General features: G+C 71.3%; 12 protein-coding genes and 2 pseudogenes. 9 read left to right on the top strand and 5 right to left on the bottom strand.

What is annotated here, in order from left to right:
- Positions 1 to 121: 121 nt before the first annotated feature.
- The 7 genes from ACFVIM_RS00290 (at position 122) to ACFVIM_RS00260 (ending at position 9,141) form a co-directional block, all read left to right on the top strand.
- Positions 122 to 919: an alpha/beta fold hydrolase gene (locus tag ACFVIM_RS00290; RefSeq protein WP_384296856.1), complete on the top strand. Its 798-nt coding sequence runs from the start codon at positions 122 to 124 to the stop codon at positions 917 to 919.
- A gap of 68 nt (positions 920 to 987) precedes the next feature.
- Positions 988 to 2,652, top strand: a complete 1,665-nt coding sequence (locus tag ACFVIM_RS00285; RefSeq protein ID WP_384296855.1) for a sigma-54-dependent Fis family transcriptional regulator — start codon at positions 988 to 990, stop codon at positions 2,650 to 2,652.
- A 247-nt stretch (positions 2,653 to 2,899) separates the two neighbouring features.
- Positions 2,900 to 3,736, top strand: coding sequence for an alpha/beta fold hydrolase (locus ACFVIM_RS00280; RefSeq protein WP_384296854.1), 837 nt, complete (start codon positions 2,900 to 2,902; stop codon positions 3,734 to 3,736).
- The gene (locus ACFVIM_RS00275) at positions 3,736 to 5,181 is read left to right on the top strand and encodes an aldehyde dehydrogenase (protein WP_384296852.1); all 1,446 of its coding nucleotides are present in this window, start codon (positions 3,736 to 3,738) and stop codon (positions 5,179 to 5,181) included. The genes ACFVIM_RS00280 and ACFVIM_RS00275 overlap by 1 nt, the downstream gene beginning before the upstream one ends.
- A 363-nt stretch (positions 5,182 to 5,544) precedes the next feature.
- Entirely contained in the window at positions 5,545 to 5,997 is a 453-nt protein-coding gene (locus tag ACFVIM_RS00270; RefSeq protein WP_384296851.1) for a GNAT family N-acetyltransferase, read from the top strand.
- Positions 5,998 to 6,723: 726 nt separating this feature from the next.
- On the top strand, positions 6,724 to 7,587 hold the full coding sequence (locus ACFVIM_RS00265) for an NAD(P)-dependent oxidoreductase (RefSeq protein ID WP_384296850.1): 864 nt from the start codon (positions 6,724 to 6,726) through the stop codon (positions 7,585 to 7,587).
- Positions 7,588 to 7,836: 249 nt separating this feature from the next.
- On the top strand, positions 7,837 to 9,141 hold the full coding sequence (locus ACFVIM_RS00260) for a glutaminase (RefSeq protein WP_384296848.1): 1,305 nt from the start codon (positions 7,837 to 7,839) through the stop codon (positions 9,139 to 9,141).
- Here the strand turns inward: ACFVIM_RS00260 and ACFVIM_RS00255 are convergent.
- A pseudogene (locus ACFVIM_RS00255) lies at positions 9,128 to 9,259 on the bottom strand (ATP-binding cassette domain-containing protein); the annotation flags it as partial. The gene ACFVIM_RS00260 and the pseudogene ACFVIM_RS00255 sit on opposite strands and share 14 nt — an antisense overlap.
- A gap of 161 nt (positions 9,260 to 9,420) precedes the next feature.
- A pseudogene (locus ACFVIM_RS00250) lies at positions 9,421 to 10,443 on the bottom strand (alkene reductase); the annotation flags it as partial.
- A gap of 189 nt (positions 10,444 to 10,632) precedes the next feature.
- On the opposite strand from ACFVIM_RS00250, the gene ACFVIM_RS00245 reads away from it, so the two are divergent.
- A complete protein-coding gene (locus ACFVIM_RS00245; protein ID WP_384296847.1) occupies positions 10,633 to 11,556 on the top strand; it encodes a LysR family transcriptional regulator in 924 nt (307 codons plus the stop codon).
- Positions 11,557 to 11,854: 298 nt separating this feature from the next.
- Positions 11,855 to 13,177: a glycoside hydrolase family 18 protein gene (locus ACFVIM_RS00240; protein WP_384296845.1), complete on the top strand. Its 1,323-nt coding sequence runs from the start codon at positions 11,855 to 11,857 to the stop codon at positions 13,175 to 13,177.
- A 61-nt stretch (positions 13,178 to 13,238) separates the two neighbouring features.
- On the opposite strand, the gene murF is transcribed toward ACFVIM_RS00240, so the two are convergent.
- The 3 genes from murF to ACFVIM_RS00225 form a co-directional block, all read right to left on the bottom strand.
- The gene (gene murF / locus ACFVIM_RS00235; RefSeq protein ID WP_384296844.1) at positions 13,239 to 14,627 is read right to left on the bottom strand and encodes a UDP-N-acetylmuramoyl-tripeptide--D-alanyl-D-alanine ligase; all 1,389 of its coding nucleotides are present in this window, start codon (positions 14,625 to 14,627) and stop codon (positions 13,239 to 13,241) included.
- A gap of 386 nt (positions 14,628 to 15,013) precedes the next feature.
- Positions 15,014 to 15,874: an MBL fold metallo-hydrolase gene (locus tag ACFVIM_RS00230; RefSeq protein WP_384296842.1), complete on the bottom strand. Its 861-nt coding sequence runs from the start codon at positions 15,872 to 15,874 to the stop codon at positions 15,014 to 15,016.
- Positions 15,875 to 16,159: 285 nt separating this feature from the next.
- The gene (locus ACFVIM_RS00225; RefSeq protein ID WP_384296841.1) at positions 16,160 to 16,621 is read right to left on the bottom strand and encodes a hypothetical protein; all 462 of its coding nucleotides are present in this window, start codon (positions 16,619 to 16,621) and stop codon (positions 16,160 to 16,162) included.
- Positions 16,622 to 16,634 lie beyond the last annotated feature (13 nt).

The raw sequence follows: 16,634 nt of genomic DNA, 5'->3' as shown, positions 1-16,634 counted from the left end.
TTCTGCGGTGTCCCGGTTCTCCGTTGTCCCGGTTCTGCGTCCGCGACGCGGAGCCCGTAAGCCGTACCGTCCACGGGCGACGGGCGGCGCGCCCCTTCCCTCAGGTCCCTCAGGAGTCGTCATGTCCCGCCCCGTACCGCTGCACCACACACTCTCCGGCCCGGCCGACGCGCCCCTGCTCGTCCTGGGACCGTCCCTCGGCACCTCGGCGCGGGTGTGGTCGGCCCAGCTGCCGACGCTCGCGAGGGCGTTCCGGGTGCTGTGCTTCGATCTGCCGGGGCACGGGGGCTCGGCGACGGAGGCACTGCCGTTCACAGAGCCGGGCCGGGCGACGGTGGACGATCTCGCCGAGCTGGTGCTCGATCTCGTCGCCAGACTGCGGCACGAGCGCTTCCACTACGCCGGGATCTCCCTCGGCGGAGCCATCGGCGCCCGGCTCGCGGCCGATCACCCCGGGCGGGTGGCCTCCCTGGCCCTGGTGTGCTCCTCCGCCCGCTTCGGGCGCCCGGACCCCTGGCGGGAGCGGGCGGCGCTGGTGCGGTCACGGGGGATGGAACCGGTGGTGGCGACCGCGCCCGGGCGGTGGTTCGCCGGGTCGGGCACGGCCGGGACACCCCTGGGGCGGGCGCTGCTGCGGGATCTCGCCACCGCCGATCCCACCGGATACGCGGCCTGCTGCGACGCCCTCGCGGCGTACGACCTGCGCCCCCGGCTGGGGCGGATCACCGCTCCCACCCTCGTCGTGGGCGGCCTCCTGGACACGGCGACGCCATGGGAGCACGCCCAGGAACTGGGCGCGGGAATCCCCCGGGCTACGGTGGAGACCATCGGCACCGGGCATCTCGCTCTGGAGGAGCCCCGGGCCGTGACGGAGCTGCTCCTCGCCCACCTGGGCCGGAGCACCGCTCCGTCCCTGTGACACTCCCTACGTCGTATCGTCCGTACGGACGCGCCGACACACCCTCGCACCATCCGCCGGAGGTCGCCGTGCACCGGAGCGCCACCCCGTCCCCGCCGCGCCCGGAGATCGCCCTGTCGTGGCAGCGCTCCCGGATGAGCGGGCTCAGCCCCTCCACCCCCGCGGTCCGGGTGGACCCGGACGCGGTCGACACGGGCGGCCGTCTGGCGACCGCCGCGCGGCCCGTGCTGGCGGAACTGGCGGAGCACCTCGGGGACCTGGCGTTCTGTGTCGTACTCGCCGACCGGGCATCCCGGATCGTCGCCCCGACGGTCGGTGGGAACGGTGGATTGCGGACCCTGCTGGAGGGGCTGGGGGTGGTCGCGGGCGGTGTCTTCCTGGAGGAGACGACCGGGACCAACTCGATAGCCACGGTGCACGAGGTGCGGCGGGGGCTCGCGGTGCACGGGGACGAGCACTATCTGGAGCCGTTCCGACAGTTCAGCTGCTACGGGCATCCGATCACGCACCCGGTGACCCGGCGGCTTGAGGGCGTACTCGACATCACCTGTCTCCGCCGGGACGACTCTCCGCTGCTCGGGCCGTTCCTCGCCAAGGCGGCGCGGGACGTGGAGGAGCGGCTGCTGCGATCCGCGCGCGTCACGGAGCAGCGGCTGCTGGCCGCGTTCCAGGTGGCGTCGGCCGGTCGGCGGGGACCGGTGCTGGTGCTCGGTGAGGGGGTGGTACTGGCGAATCCGGCTGCCGCGGAGCTCCTCGACCCGGTCGACCACCTCCGGCTGCGTGAGCTGGCGGCCGGTCTGCCCCGGCGCGGCGGCGGGGAGTGCCGGACGGCGGACGTGACGCTCTCCTCGGGGTGTACGAGGGCCGTCCGGTTCCGGGCGCTGGACGCGGGCGCGGAGGGCGCGCTCTTCGAGTTCGACGAGCCGGACGCACCCCGGCGCGGTTTCGCCCGCCCCTCCTCCGTACGGCCGCCGGAGGCCGCCCCCGGGAGCCCGGTCTGGATCGGTGGGGCGCCGGGAACGGGCCGCACCGCCGCGGCACACCGGCTCGCCGCGGACGCGGGGGCCGGGGTGGTCACCCTGGACGGGTCGGAGGCGGCGGCGTACGGTGCGGCCGGGTGGCTCGCCGCCCTCGGCGAGGCGGCGCGGACCGCCCGGACCGGCGGGGACCTGCTGCTGGTGGAGGAGGCGCACCTGCTCCCCGACGTTTGCGCGGTGCGGCTGCGGCGGCTGCTGGAGCGGCCGGACCGGCCGTGGACCGCGCTGACCGGCCCGCCCGCCCGGGAGCTGACCGGCGGGAGCGCGGCCCTCGCGGCGGGGTGTCCGGAGCGGATCGGTCTGCGGCCGTTGCGGGAGCGCGCGGAGGAGCTGCCGACCCTGGTACAAGCGATGACCCGGGACGCGGGCTCCGGCGGCCTGGTTCGCTTCACACCGGCGGCGCTTGCGGCACTGGCCGGGCATCCCTGGCCCGGAAATCTGCGCGAGCTGGACACGGTCGTCCGTGCGGTGCTGGAGCGCCGCTCGGCGGGGGACGTGACCCCGGGCGATCTGCCGGACGGCTACCGGGTGAGCCCCCGGCTGCCCGCGATGACGCCGCTGGAGCGGGCCGAGCATGACGCGATCACGGCGGCACTGAGCGCGTGCGGCGGCAACAAGCTGCGGACCGCGCGACAGCTCGGCATCAGCCGGACCACGCTGTACAACCGGATGCGCGTGCTGCGGATCACGGTCTGAGAGCTCCGCCCCCCAGAGAGCACTGAGAGAACTGAGAACTCTGCGAACACCGGGAACTCTCCGAACACCGCGAACTCTGGGAGTGTCCAATAGTTGAACACTTCGCGGTGTCCGCGCGGTTCTAGCCTGCCAGGAGACCCCCTCGGCAAAGGAGCCGTCCCGTGTGTCACACCACCCGCGTTCCCCCCGCACAGATCCCGCCCGGCCCGTCCGGTCCCGCCGGCCCGTCCCGCTGAGGACGGGCCGGGTGTTCCTTCCGTGCGAGGGAGTGGACCTCGCCCTTGAGGAGCGCGGGTCCGGCGAGCCGCTGCTGCTGATCCACGGCAGCGGGGCGCAGGCCGCGACCTGGGACGGCGTCGCCGACGGCATCGCGGCGGCCGGTCACCGGGTCATCGCCTATGACCGGCGCGGCTACGGGGCGTCGGCACATCCTCCGGTGCGCGACCACCGCCGTCATGTGGCCGACGCGGTGGCCGTCCTCGAACGGGTCGCCCAACGCCCGGCGACGGTGGTCGGCTGGAGTTCGGGCGGCAACATCGCGCTGGCCCTGACCGTCGCCCGCCCCGATCTGGTCCGCCGGCTGATCGTCGTGGAGCCCCCGCTGCACGGCACCCGGCTGGCGAACCCCTCGATGCTGGCCGCCGTGGCCCGGACCAAGTGGTCCCAGGCGCGGGGCCGCCCGGAGGAGGCCGCGGCGCACTTCTTCCGCTGGGCGGCGGGCCCGTCCTTCGACACCGCGCCGGCCGGGGAGCGACGGCGGCTGCTGGCGCACGCGCGGGTGGTGCTGGCGGAGCTGGACCCCCATCCGTACGGCGTGATGTTCGAGCATCTGCCGCTGCGCCGGATCCGCGGCATCCATGTCCCCGTGACCTTTCTGCTCGGCGCGGACAGCGATCCGCTGTTCGCCCGGGTGCACCGGCGGCTGGTCCGCGCGCTGCCCGCGATGCGCTCCGAGGTGATCCCCGGAGCGGGCCATCTGGTGCACGTCGACGCCCCGGCGGCCTTCACGGCCGCCGTACTGCGGGCCACGACGACGGCCGCACCCCCCATCCCCCATGACCGGAACGACCAGGGAGCCCCCTGATGAATCTCCACTACGACACCTTCTTCATCGGCGGTACCTGGGTGCGCCCCGGCACCGACCGGCTGATCGTCCCCATCGACGCCAGCACGGAGGAGGCTCTGGGCAGTGTCCCGGAGGGCACGGAGGCCGATGTCGACGCGGCGGTGGCCGCCGCGCGACGCGCCTTCGACGACCCGGCGGGCTGGGCCGCCTGGGAGCCCGCCCGCCGCGCCGGTGTGATGGAGCGGCTGGCCGAGGAGATCGATCTGCGGGCCGACGGGTTCGTGGCCCGGGTGAGCGCCCAGAACGGCATGCCGGTGGCGGTCGCGCGGCAGTTGGAGACCGGGTACCCGAGCACCGTGCTGCGGTACTACGCGGGTCTGGCCCGGGAGGCCGTCTTCGCGGACACCCGGCCCGGTCTGCTCGGCGGCTCGGTGGAGGTCCGCCGGCAGCCGGTCGGGGTGGTCGCGGCCATCGTGCCGTGGAACTTCCCGCAGGCACTGGCCATGTTCAAGATCGCGCCCGCGCTGGCGGCGGGCTGCACGCTGGTGATCAAGCCCTCGCCGGAGACGGTGCTCGACGCGTATCTGCTGGCGGAGGCCGTGGAGGCGGCCGGGGTCCCGGCCGGGGTGATCAACATCGTGCCCGCAGGGCGGGAGGTCGGCGCCTATCTCGTCGCCCATCCCTCGGTGGACAAGGTCGCCTTCACCGGCTCCACCCCCGCGGGCCGGGCCATCGCCGAGACCTGCGGGCGGCTGCTGCGCCCGGTCACCCTGGAGCTGGGCGGCAAGTCGGCGGCGATCGTGCTGGACGACGCGGAGCTGGACCTCACGGCGATCGGGGCCGGTCTGTTCGGCTCCACCCTCCTCAACAACGGGCAGACCTGTTTCCTCGGCACCCGGGTGCTCGCCCCGCGCTCACGGTACGCCGAGGTGGTCGACGCCTTCACCGCGCTGGCCCGTTCGCTGCCGGTGGGCCCGGCCGCCGACCCGGAGACCCGGATAGGCCCGCTGGCCACCGCGCTTCAGCGGGAGCGGGTGGAGTCCGCCGTCACGGCGGGGCGCGCCTCGGGCGCCCGGGTGACCACGGGCGGGTCCCGGCCGAAGGGTCTGGACCGGGGCTGGTTCTTCGAGCCGACGGTCTTCGCCGACGTCGACAACGGCTCCCGCATCGCCCAGGAGGAGGTCTTCGGCCCGGTACTGTCGCTGATTCCCTACGACGGCGTGGACGACGCCGTCCGGATCGCCAATGACTCCGACTTCGGCCTCGGCGGTACGGTGTGGACCGCCGACCCGGCGCGGGGTGCCGCCGTCGCCCGCCGCGTCCGGACCGGCACCATCGGCGTCAACCGGTACATCCCCGACCCGGCCGCGCCGTTCGGCGGCGTCAAGTCCAGCGGCCTCGGCCGCGAGCTGGGCCCGGAGGGGCTGGCCGCGTACCAGCAGACACAGAGCATCTACCTCTGACAGTACGCCCGCCGGGCGGCGGAACCCGGCGGCGGTCCGGCCGAGTACCACGTTCACATGAGCCCTGGCACCCTGGCGGCGCCACCGGTCCAGGCCGTGGGCGTCCCGCACCCCCCTCCAGACGACGCCGGGTCCGGGGCGCCAGCACGGCGGTCCTCCAGGCGGCGCCGAGCCGGGATTCCTCGGCGCCGCCTGACGCAGGTGGTCGTCGTCGTGCCCCTTGCCGCCGTGGAGCCTGGCGGGCCGTCACCGACGGGGTCTGACGCGAGGAGACGGGTGGGAATGCCGCAGGACAAGGGGGTCGAGTCCACTGGCTGTCGAGCAGTGAGTTGCCGCATGGGGCGCCTGGTTAGCATGCGCCGTATGACCACTGTCGACATCCGTCCCGCCGTGCGGGACGACATCGCGGCCATCGTCGCCCTGCTCGCGGACGACGCACTGGGCGCTACCCGTGAGTCACCGGACGATCTGACCCCCTACCGGTCGGCCTATGAGCGACTGCGAAGCGATCCGAACCAGCTGCTGGTCGTCGCCGAGCGCGACGGCGAGGTCGTCGGCACCCTCCAGCTCACGATCATCCCGGGGCTGTCCCGCAAGGGCTCGACCCGCTCGATCATCGAGGGGGTACGGATCCACAGCTCCGCGCGCGGCCACGGCCTCGGCGCCCGGCTCATCGAGTGGGCCGTCGACGAGTCCCGCCGCCAGGGCTGCCAACTGGTGCAGCTCACCTCGGACTCCGCCCGCACCGACGCCCACCGCTTCTACGAGCGCTTGGGTTTCACCGGCTCACACGTGGGCTTCAAGTTGCAGCTCTGACAGGTCCGCTCGAACGACAGCGGCTCCTCGCGGGACGTCCCGGGCGCCTCGGTGCCGTCGTACGGGTCGGCGTCCTGGAGCAGGCCTTCACCGACGACGGCCCCCGCTCCGTTGCGGAGGAGTCGCTGGGCGAGTTGACCCCGCACGACCGGGCGGTGCGTCGTGCCTACTTGCCTACTTGCCTACTTGCCTACTTGCCACGATAGGCGTCGTACACGGTCACGCTCGCCTTGCCGCCCTTCGTGTCTTCGCCGAGGTGTGGTGTGACCAGGCGCCGTTGCCCCTGCCGTCGGAGAAGAGCGGAATGGTGACCCTGAGGTGGCCATCCTCACTGAAGGCGCTCGGCGGGACCGGTTCCTCTGCAGACCCCTGGTTCCGCCGCTGCGGGGACCCTGTCCATCCCGTGCGACACCCATACGGCCCTGCCCCCCGGGCGCATTCGCTCCCGACCGGGATGGGAGTGTGAGAATGCGCTGGTGGTGTCAGACCCGAGTGGGCTCTGATCCGGATGGAGCTGCGCTTCGGGCGGGCGTTCGAGGGTGCTGTCGCGGAGACCCCCGCCTGGCGCGATCGGGATCTTCGTGGACATCGCCCTGGTCGGAGGCTTCGTCGACGTCCTGTCGCTCCCGGAACACAGCGATGACTGGCCGACACAGGGCACGGTTGTGGATGGTGAGATCTGGTGGGCCGCCTGCTCTCGGGTGGTTCGGATGGAGAGGATGAGGTATGGGCGAGGTTGCCGTCGTCGGTCTGGGCGGGATGGGGCGGGCCATCGCCCGCAATCTGGTGCGGGCGGGACACGAGGTCGTGGTGTGGAACCGTTCGCCGGGGCCCGCGGAGGAACTCGTCGGGGACGGTGCCCGCCGGGCCGGGTCCGTCGCGGAGGCCCTCGCATGCCCGGTGGTGCTCTCGGTCCTCTCCGACGACAACGCCTTCGCCGAGACCTTCCTCGACTCCGGGGTCCTCGACCAGGCCCGGCCCGGGGCGCTCCACGTCAACATGGCCACGGTGAGCGTCGAACTGGCCCGCCGCGCCGCCGAGGAACACGGCGCGCACGGACTCGGTTATGTCGCCGCCCCGGTGTTCGGGCGGGTCCCGGTGGCGGAGGCCGGTGCGCTGAACATCCTCGCCGCGGGAGAGCCCGGTCTCGTCGACCGGGCGCAGCCCTTCTTCGAGGTGATCGGGCAGCGGACCTGGCGGCTGGGCGAGCGCCCCGAACAGGCCAACACCGCGAAGGTCCTGGGCAACTATCTGATCGCCTGCGCCATCCAGTCCCTCGGGGAAGCTGTCAGCGTCGCCGAGGCGGCCGGGGCCGATCCGGGCGAGTTCGCGGAGCTGCTGTCCTCGACGCTCTTCCCCGGCCCGGTCTACTCCGGGTACGGAACCATGATCGCGGAGCGGAGGTACCAGCCGGCCGGCTTCACCGCGGCCCTCGGGCGCAAGGACCTCCATCTCGCCCTCGACGCGGCGGCCGCCCAGCAGGTCCCGCTCCCCTTCGGCGAACTGCTCAGGGGCGTGTTCGACCAGACGATCGCCGACGGACACGGGGCGGACGACTGGGCCGTGATCACCGAGCAGCAGCCACGCTGAACACCCGGACGGCCCGGCATCGTCAACGACTTCGGCCGCGGATCGCCACGGGTCCGGCCGGCCGGCTCAACCGGCGGACCGCCCATTCCAGGGCGGCCCGCGTCCGGCGGGGCCATGACAGGGCCCCTGGGCAGGGCCGTAGGAGTACGAGCGGCCGTGTGCGGGCCGGGTAACGTACCAGGGGCGGTCCAACGCCACGGGGCAGCCAAGGCCGACGATGACGGCGAGCAGAGGTACGGAGGAGAACTCATGCGGTCGGTCATTCCCGACTATCTGGCCGAGGCCCTCGGAGATGTCGAGTCGGACACGTCCGGAGAGCGGGCGGACTACATCCCCGAGCTCGCGACAGCGGACCCGGAGCGCCTCGGTGCGGTCTTCGCCACCGTTGACGGCGAGGTCTACGGTGCCGGTGACATCGACACCGAGTTCACGATCCAGTCGATCTCCAAACCGTTCGCGTACGCGCTGGCGCTGGCCGATCGCGGCTTCGGCCCGGTGCTCGCACGCGTCGGTGTCGAGCCATCGGGAGAGGCGTTCAACCAGATCTCCCTCGAACGTGATACCGGGCGCCCTTTCAATCCCATGATCAACGCTGGTGCGATCACCGCTCACTCGCTGGTCGGCCAGGAGGACATGAGTCCGGCGGAACGCGTGGAGCGCGTGGTCCGCGGCCTTTCGGCGTTCGCCGGCCGTGGGCTGAGATTGGACGAAGCGGTGTGCGTGTCGGAGATGGAGCACGCGCACCGCAATCTCGCCATCGCGTATATGCTCCGCGGCTACGGCATCCTCACCGAGGACCCCAGGGCCGTCGTCGAGGGCTACATCCGCCAGTGCTCTGTGCTCGTCACCGCGCGGGATCTGGCCATGATGGCGGCGACGCTGGCCAATCGCGGCGTCAATCCCCTCTCGGGCGAGCGAGTGGTCAGCGAACCGGTGGTGCGTCAGGTGCTGAGCGTCATGTCCACCTGCGGAATGTACGACGCGGCCGGCGACTGGGCGACCCAGGTCGGCATTCCGGCGAAGAGTGGCGTGTCCGGGGGCTTGATCGGCGCGCTCCCCGGCCAGATCGGCATCGCCACGTTCTCACCACGGCTGGACTCCCACGGGAACAGTGTCCGCGGAGTGTCGCTGTTCGGGAGGTTCTCCTCTGACATGGGGCTGCATGTGATGGAGGTCCCGGCCGCCGCGCGTGCCATCGTGCGGTCCAGCCATGTCATCGGCAGCGGCCCGCATGCGGTCCGGGTCCTCCAGCTGCAAGGCGGGATCGGTTTCGCCGGAGCCGAGAGAGTTGTCCGGGAGGTCGTGAACACCGCCCCCGCGGAAGTCAGGGTGGCTCTGGACCTCACGATGGTCTATTCGATCGATGACGTGGCACGGCGCATGTTGCTGGAGGTCGTGCGCCGGCTCACGCTGGATGGTCACGAGGTCTACCTCGTGGACCCGGAATCGATCATGCCCGATCCCGATCCTGGCGATGGTGGCCGGGTCACCCTCGTAGGCGATGTGGAACAAGCCGTGCGTGGGGCCGCACAGGGGGACCCAGCAGGTCCATGATGACCCCGGCGGTGGAGGTGTCCAGCGCGGAGGTGACCTCGTCACACAGGAGAACATCCGGGTCCGCGGCGAGGGCGTGGGCGATGGAGGCTCGCTGACGCTGGCCACCGGAGAGTTCCGGGGACAGCGGTCGACGGCGGTCCCGGCAAGGAGCCCACGCCCGGCGAACTCAGGAACGGGTGTCGCCGTGCCAGCTGACCATCGGTAGTCGAGATAGCCGGTCACGTCGCCCGAGTAGTAGGTGAGCGGGTCCCCGACCGCCAGGTCGCGGTTGAGCGCGAAGCGGGCGACGAGGTCGGGGTTGGCGATGAAGTGCCTGGCGAACGAGACCGCGGCCGCGATGCCCGCTTCGATGACCGCGTTACCGGAGCCGTGGCCGAAACCGAGGTTGGCGATCAGGGGGCCGTCGAACAGTCGTCGGTAGCGGGCGAACGCCTCGACGTGGGGGGCATCGCCTGAAGCAGCGGGCTGCCGCCCCTGGAGGTGCAGATACATCACGGGCCGGTCGCGCAGCTCCGTCACCAGCTCGTCGTAGTCCGCGAGGGTCCGGTCGTCGGGGGTGAACAATGCGCCGACATTCCAGTAGGGCGAGAGCCGGACACCGACGCCGCGACTGTCCCATGGCTCGGCGACGGCATCGATGATCTCCAGCAGCAGGCGTCGCCGCCCGGCGGGGCTCCCGCCGTAGGAGTCGGTGCGGCGGTTCAGCCGGGGATTGAGGAACTGCGGTATGAGGAAGGGGCCGACGGCATGGATCTCGACGCCGTCGAACCCCGCGCGCCGTGCGTTCGCCGCGGCCGAGCGGTAGTCGGCGATGGTGCGCTCGATGTCCGCGACGCTCATCTCGCGCGGAACGACGGTCTCCTGGAAGCCGCGCGCCGTAAAGGACCGCTCCCGGGGGTTGACCGCGGACGGCCCGGCGGGCAGCTCCCCCCGGAGGTGATCGGGGTGCGATACGGCCCCGCTGTGCCAGAGCTGGAGCACGATACGGCCACCGAGCGCGTGGACGACGTCGGTGACCCGCCGCCACCCGGCGACCTGCTCGTCACTGTAGACGCCGGGGACGTCGGCGAAGCCGATGGCCTGCTCGCAGACCCAGGTCCCCTCGGTGATGATCAGCCCGGCGGCGGCCCGCTGGGCGTAGTACGCGGCGTGCAGTTCCGTTGGCACCAGCCCTTCGTTGGCCGCGCGAGCACGGGTGACCGAGGCCATCACCACCCGGTTGGGCAGCGCGAGGTTCCCGAAGTCAGCCCGCCGCAGCAGCGGCTGGTCGGGGGCGGTCGGCTGAACGGTGTTCGTCATGGACTTCTCCGCATCATGGGTCTCTCCCGCCGTCGAGGCGGCTTCCGGGCCCGGAGCCGGACCTGGCATCTCCCCCGCCTCCTGGCGGGGTGAGCCACCGCTCGTCTCCCCGGATCGCTCCCGGCTCTCGGAATCACTCTCGACGAGCCCTGCGTTCGCATCCAATACCTGCTTCTATAACCTGGCGGCATGGATGTCGACACCCGGCTGTTGCGCTACTTCGCCACCGTAGCGGCGGAGGGGACCCTCACCCGAGCCGCGGAACGGCTGTTCGTGTCCCAACCGGCGCTGACGAAGCAGATCAGGCAACTGGAGACCCAGCTCGGCGTCACGCTGTTCACCCGGTCCCGGGCCGGCATGGCCCTCACCGAGCCGGGCCGGGCACTGGTGGCACGGGTGCCCGCGCTGCTGGCCGACTGGGACCGTGCGGCGCGGGAGACGAAGAGCGCGGCCGCCCAAGCGGCCCGTGTGCTGCGGGTCGGCTTTGTGGCCAGCGCCGCCAACGAGGCCACCCAGCGGATCATCGCGTCGTTCGCACGTCGTCGGCCGGGCTGGAGGGTCGATATGCGGCAGGCCGCGTGGTCGAACCCGACAGCCGGACTCGCCGGTTCGGATGTCGATGCCGCTCTGCTGCGGCTGCCCTTCCCAGGCCAGGACGCCGTGCGCGTGGAGGTGCTGTTCACCGAGGACCGCTGGGTCGCGCTTCCCACAGCCCACCCGTTCGCCACGCGGGACCTGATCCCCTTCCGGGACCTGTGGGAGGAGCCGTTCGTGGCAGCCCCACCGGAAACAGGCCGGTGGCGGGAGTACTGGCTGGCCACCGACGAACGCGAGGGCAACCCGGTCCGCGTCGGTGCCGTCGTCGACCAGCCCGACGACTGGCTCAGCGCGATCGCCAACGGCTACGGCATCGCACTCACCCCCGAATCCTCAGCCCGTTTCTACGTCCGCCCCGGCGTCACCTACCGTCCCGTCAGCGGCGTCAGCCCCAGCCAGGTCGCCGTGGCCTGGGCACCCGCCGACGACACCAACCCCATCGTCCAGGACTTCGTCCGCTGCTGTCTGGACGAAGCGGCCACGGACCGAGGGCACCATCGCCACGGCCGCAAGTGAACGATTGACACGGGTCCCGTGAGGGGTGGGTCAGGTACGAGGATCCGGCTCGACGCTCCCGGCTCACCCCGCTGGTGGCGGAGTTCGCCGAGATCACGGCCCCTCACCTGTGGAGGCTCAAGCACGGCGGCATTCCGCCGTGCGCGCAGTGTGGCCGAGTGACTGACGCGCCATCACCTCACCAGAGGGTCAGGCCACTTCATGCGGTTCGGCCTCTTGTGCGCACCCCCCGGATGGACTAGATCTCTTCTCGCGATTGGTACAGACCATCTGACCCCGCTCAGACAAGGCCACCAGTATGTTCAGACGCACCTCCGCGTTCCTGGCGACGGCTCTGCTCGCCTCGCTCGTCGCGGTCCCCACGACCGCTCACGCCGATGACGACGACAGCCGCCGGCTGCCCGGCCACCGAGTGGCCTACTTCCCCGCGTGGAGCGTCTACAGCGGCTTCTCCGCCAAGAAGGTCCAGGACTCGGGCCAGGCGGCGAAGCTGACCGTGATCAACTACGCCTTCGGCAATATCTCCCCCGAGGGCACCTGCTTCGAGGACAACCTGGCCGACCAGGCCGACGCCTGGGCCGACTACCAGCGCCCGATCAGCGCGGCCGACTCGGTGGACGGCGTCGCCGACACCTGGGACCAGCCGCTGAAAGGCAGCTTCAACCAGCTGCGAAAGCTGAAGGCGAGGAACCCCCATCTGAAGGCCGTCATCTCGATCGGCGGCTGGGGCTGGTCCAAGTACTTCTCGGACGTGGCCGCCACGGACGCCGCGCGCAAGAAGTTCGTGGCCTCCTGCGTCGACCTCTACATCAAGGGCAACCTGCCACGGCTGGGCTCGCCGGAGGGCGGCCCGGGCAGCGGCGCGGGCGTCTTCGACGGCATCGACCTCGACTGGGAGCACCCGGGCGGCGACGGTCTGCCGGACAACTCGGTGCGCCCCGAGGACGGCCGCAACTTCACCCTGCTGCTGGCCGAGTTCCGGCGGCAGCTGGACGCGCTGCGCGACGGCGAACGGGGACGCCACCTGCTGACGGCGGCCGTCGCCGCCAACACCGACATCGCGGACCGGCTGGAGCTGCGCAAGGTCGCCCGCCAGGTGGACTACCTCAACCTGATGACCTACACCATGCACGGCTCCTGGGAACCGCAGGGCCCGACCAACCACCAGGCGAACCTCTACACCGACCCGGCCGACCCGTCCGGCATCGGCTACAGCTACAGCGCGGACCGGGTGGTGCGGCACTACCTGGCCGGCGGCCTGCCGGCCCACAAGGCGGTGCTCGGGGTGCCGTCCTGGGGCTACGGCTGGACGGGAGTGCCCGCCGGAACGAAGAACGGCCTCTACCAGCCCGCCACCGGCATGTCCCCGCGCGGCGGCGGCCAGCTGCCCTACAAGGCCATCAAGGACCTGCCGGGCACCGTACACACCGACCGCAAGCACGGCGCGGCCTGGACGTACGACGGCACCGAGTTCTGGACGTACGACACCCCGGCCACCGCCGCCCAGAAGGCCCGCTACACCCAGCGGAACGGTCTCGGCGGCGTGATGGTCTGGTCCCTGGACGGGGATGACGCCCAGGGCTCACTGATCGCCGCACTCGACCGCGGCCTGCGGCGCTGACCCGCGGTCACGACCCGGTGGCGGGCGGGGCGACCCGGCCGCCACCGGGTGCGGCGGAGTGCTACGGGGTGGTCGTGTGGAGGGCTTCGGCGAGGTGCTGGAGCTGGACGTCGCGGCTTGCCTTGACCAGCACCACGTCCCCGGGGAGCAGGGTCTGTCGCAGGAGTTCGAGGGCGCTGTCCTGGTCGGGCAGGTGAACGGCACCCAGACCGGCGGCCTTGGCCCCTTTCTGCATCCAGCGGGCCTCGTCGCCGCCGATGACGACGAGCTGGTCCACGCCGAGGGACGCGGCGGTGCGGCCGATGCTCTCGTGGGCGGCGCGGGAGTCGGCTCCGAGTTCGTTCATCTGCCCCAGGACAGCGACGGTCCGCCGGTCGGCCGCCTGGCCCATGGCGGCCAGCGTCTGGAGGGAGGAGCGCGTGGAGTCGGGGTTGGCGTTGTAGGCGTCGTTGACGATGGTGACGCCGTCCGGCCGGGTAGTGCTCTCCATCCGCCACCGGGAGACCGGCGCGGCGGCACTGAGGAGTTCGGCGATGTCGTCGGCGCCGAGACCGGTCTCCAGGGCGACCGCGGCGGCGGCCAGGGAGTTGGGGACCTGGACGCTCCCGGCGAGGCGGAGCCGGACGCGGGCGGTGCCCGCCGGGGTGGTCAGGGTGTAGTGCGGTCGCCCCGCGGGGTCGAGGACGATGTCGGTGGCGCGGACCGTGGCGGTCTCGCTCTCGCCGAAGAGGACCACCCGGGCGCTGGTGCGCGCGCCCATGGCGCGGACGAGCGGGTCGTCGGCGTTGAGGACGGCCAGGCCGTGCGAAGGCAGGGCTTCGACGATCTCGCCCTTGGCCTGGGCGATGGCGGCCTGACTGCCGAACTCGCCGAGGTGGGCGGTGCCGACGTTGGTGACGACGCTGATCTCCGGCGGCGCCACGGTGGTGAGAGCCTGGATGTCGCCGAGGTGGCGGGCGCCCATCTCCAGGACCAGATGCCGCGTCCCGGCGGTGGCCCGGCTGACGGTGACCGGCAGGCCGATCTCGTTGTTGAAGGACTGCTCGGTGGCGACGGTCGGTCCGGAGGCGGCCAGGAGCTGGGCGATGAGGTCCTTGGTGCTGGTCTTCCCGGCGGAGCCGGTGATCGCCACGATCGTGGTGTCGGGCAGGCAGAAGCGGACGAGGTGCTCGGCGAGCCGGGCCGCCGCCTTCAGGACGTCCTCCACGACGACGGCGGGCACTCCCACCGGGCGCGCAGCGAGGACGGCGGTGGCCCCGGCGCGCACGGCGTCCGCGGCGAAAGCGTGCCCGTCCGTCTGCTCACCGGCGAGAGCCAGGAAGAGGCTTCCGGGCCGGGCGGCACGTGAGTCGAAGACAAGGGGTGCGGTGACGAGGGTGTCGGGGTCCGGCACGTCGGTGAGAGTGCCGCCGGTCACGCTGGCGATGGCGGCGAGGGACATCGGTTCCACAGGCGGTTCTTTCTGGTCAGATCACGCAGAGGTGCGGCTGGCGGGAGTGTGGAGCGGGACGGGCAGCGGCCGGAGGGCGGGGACGTCACAACGTCGCGGTGGAGAAGGGCCAGGTGTCACCCGACCGCAGATGAGCCAGGGCGAGGAGGACATGACGTGAAGCGGGAAGACATCGCCACCGCGTCCCGATCTCCTGCCGCCTGGCCGTCAGTTTTCCGGTCAGGAACCGCGAGGTACAGCTGGGCAGATCCATCGAGGACGGATAGACAAGCGCGCAAGGCTCCTGGCGAACACGGGTTATGTTTGTCGAGAACCCGTCTACGAGGAACTTCCTCAATGCGCAGGACTATCTAACTCACGTCCAATGAGACCACCTTGGTAACGGTTTACTCGCAGGGCCGTCCTGTGGCGGAAGCGGATCTCTCGTCAAGCGTCCCCTCGCGCTCGCTTCCTCGGGCGAGGCTTCGGGCCTGTCCTTCGTGAATGTCGCTTGCCCACTCCCAGCCAGGCTTGGGTGATACGACCCGTGGGTCGCTGGAAACCTGGGCGTCACGTAGGTCCTCCACGTACGCTCGATCCAGTTTGATCCTTGCGCGTATCTCCTCGTCCCTGGCGACGGATCCATGTCCGGGGATGAGGACATCGATATCGTCCGCTACGGCCGCGAGCTCTCCCAGCCCGACGAGGTAGTCCTCAACCGGGTTGTCGGTGTCGTCAAACATGGGAACGAAGACATCGGAGAGCATGTCGCCGGCGATGAGAACTCGGCGTTCCTCGATCAACAGCGCCGCGTGGCCCGGGGCATGCGCCGGATGCTCAATGATCCGCACCGTGGGGCCATCCCAAGGAAGCAGCGCGGTTCCAGCGGGCAGGCCCGTAATGAGGCCGTACGAGGTCAGCGGCGTATCCTCGGCGATTTCCGGCGGCAGCCCCTCGGCGACGGTGGCCTTCCAGTCCGCGTTCGACAACACGTCCCGCATGAAGGCCGCGCAGCGGGCTGTGCCGTAACGAGGCGCTTCGCCGAGTTCGGCATGCCAGAGCACGTGATCCCAGTCAGGGTGCGTCGAGAAGCCTGCCACCACGGGCTGGCCCAGCTCACGAAGGTCGTTCGCCAGGCAGGTCATTTCGGCGCCGGTAATCCCGACGTCTACGAGTAGCACGCCGTCCCTGCCACGCACGACAACGGTGTTGTTCTCGAGCAACTCACTCTGATGGATCAGTACACCCTCGGCGACCTGCTTCAGCATGGACCCCTCCCGTTTGAAGACTGCGGCCGCGTCTTGACCAGCACTGGGTCGTTGCTCCTGCTCAAGATCGAAGTCGCTGCCCAGTGCAGCGTCACCCTGCCAGAGGGTCTGCCGCAGATCAACACAACCGGACGGGGGTGTGCGATCGCGACCCCCAACGACGAGACCGTCATCGGAGGCTTCCTTAGTGTTGAGCTTAGGTCAGATGATGCCCCTAAGATGGCGCCTCACGTTGGAAGAGGCCCACTGCACGAGTCACCGTCCCCACCACCCGGCCATGATCAACTATCCGGTCCGCGTCACCTCACCGCTTCCGGAGTCGTCGTAGCCGCCGGTGATGACGACCGCACGGCTGTTCACCACCCCCACCGACACGTTGTGCACCGTGCCGGTGCGGCCCGTGAGAGGGGTGCCGATCCGCTCACCTGTTACGACGTCCCGCACACGAGCCGTGGCATCGTATTCGCCGTTGGTGACGGCGACAGGTCGGCCGTCCACCACGGCTGTTGCCACGCACGGCGTGTTCCAGGCGGTCAGGGCGTATCGCAATCGGCAGTCGATCGGGCTGGCAGTAGCCCACTCAAGCCCCCACCGTGCGTGTCTCCCCTCGTCCACAGACACGGCGGTGATCCGGGCAGACAACTCCCGGTCCCCGTACCGGGCGGCATCCAGCGCCAGCAGCTGCCGGGGCCCGGCGTGCAGGGCGTCCCGGTGCAGATGTACCGAGGCCCGGTACACCGCTGCCACCAAGCGGGCCTGA

The organism is Streptomyces sp. NPDC057638, assembly GCF_042800315.1.
Taxonomy (GTDB): domain Bacteria; phylum Actinomycetota; class Actinomycetes; order Streptomycetales; family Streptomycetaceae; genus Streptomyces.
Note: the sequence above shows the minus strand (reverse complement) of the source record. Positions and strands in the feature narration are given on the sequence as shown.

What these genes read in the sequence shown, in the direction of transcription:
- ACFVIM_RS00290 (WP_384296856.1), top strand. Translation starts at nt 122, where the DNA reads ATGTCCCGCCCCGTACCGCTGCACCACACACTCTCCGGCCCGGCCGAC.
- ACFVIM_RS00275 (WP_384296852.1), top strand. Translation starts at nt 3,736, where the DNA reads ATGAATCTCCACTACGACACCTTCTTCATCGGCGGTACCTGGGTGCGC.
- ACFVIM_RS00270 (WP_384296851.1), top strand. Translation starts at nt 5,545, where the DNA reads ATGACCACTGTCGACATCCGTCCCGCCGTGCGGGACGACATCGCGGCC.
- ACFVIM_RS00265 (WP_384296850.1), top strand. Translation starts at nt 6,724, where the DNA reads ATGGGCGAGGTTGCCGTCGTCGGTCTGGGCGGGATGGGGCGGGCCATC.
- ACFVIM_RS00260 (WP_384296848.1), top strand. Translation starts at nt 7,837, where the DNA reads ATGCGGTCGGTCATTCCCGACTATCTGGCCGAGGCCCTCGGAGATGTC.
- ACFVIM_RS00245 (WP_384296847.1), top strand. Translation starts at nt 10,633, where the DNA reads ATGGATGTCGACACCCGGCTGTTGCGCTACTTCGCCACCGTAGCGGCG.
- ACFVIM_RS00240 (WP_384296845.1), top strand. Translation starts at nt 11,855, where the DNA reads ATGTTCAGACGCACCTCCGCGTTCCTGGCGACGGCTCTGCTCGCCTCG.
- ACFVIM_RS00230 (WP_384296842.1), bottom strand. Translation starts at nt 15,874, where the DNA reads ATGCTGAAGCAGGTCGCCGAGGGTGTACTGATCCATCAGAGTGAGTTG.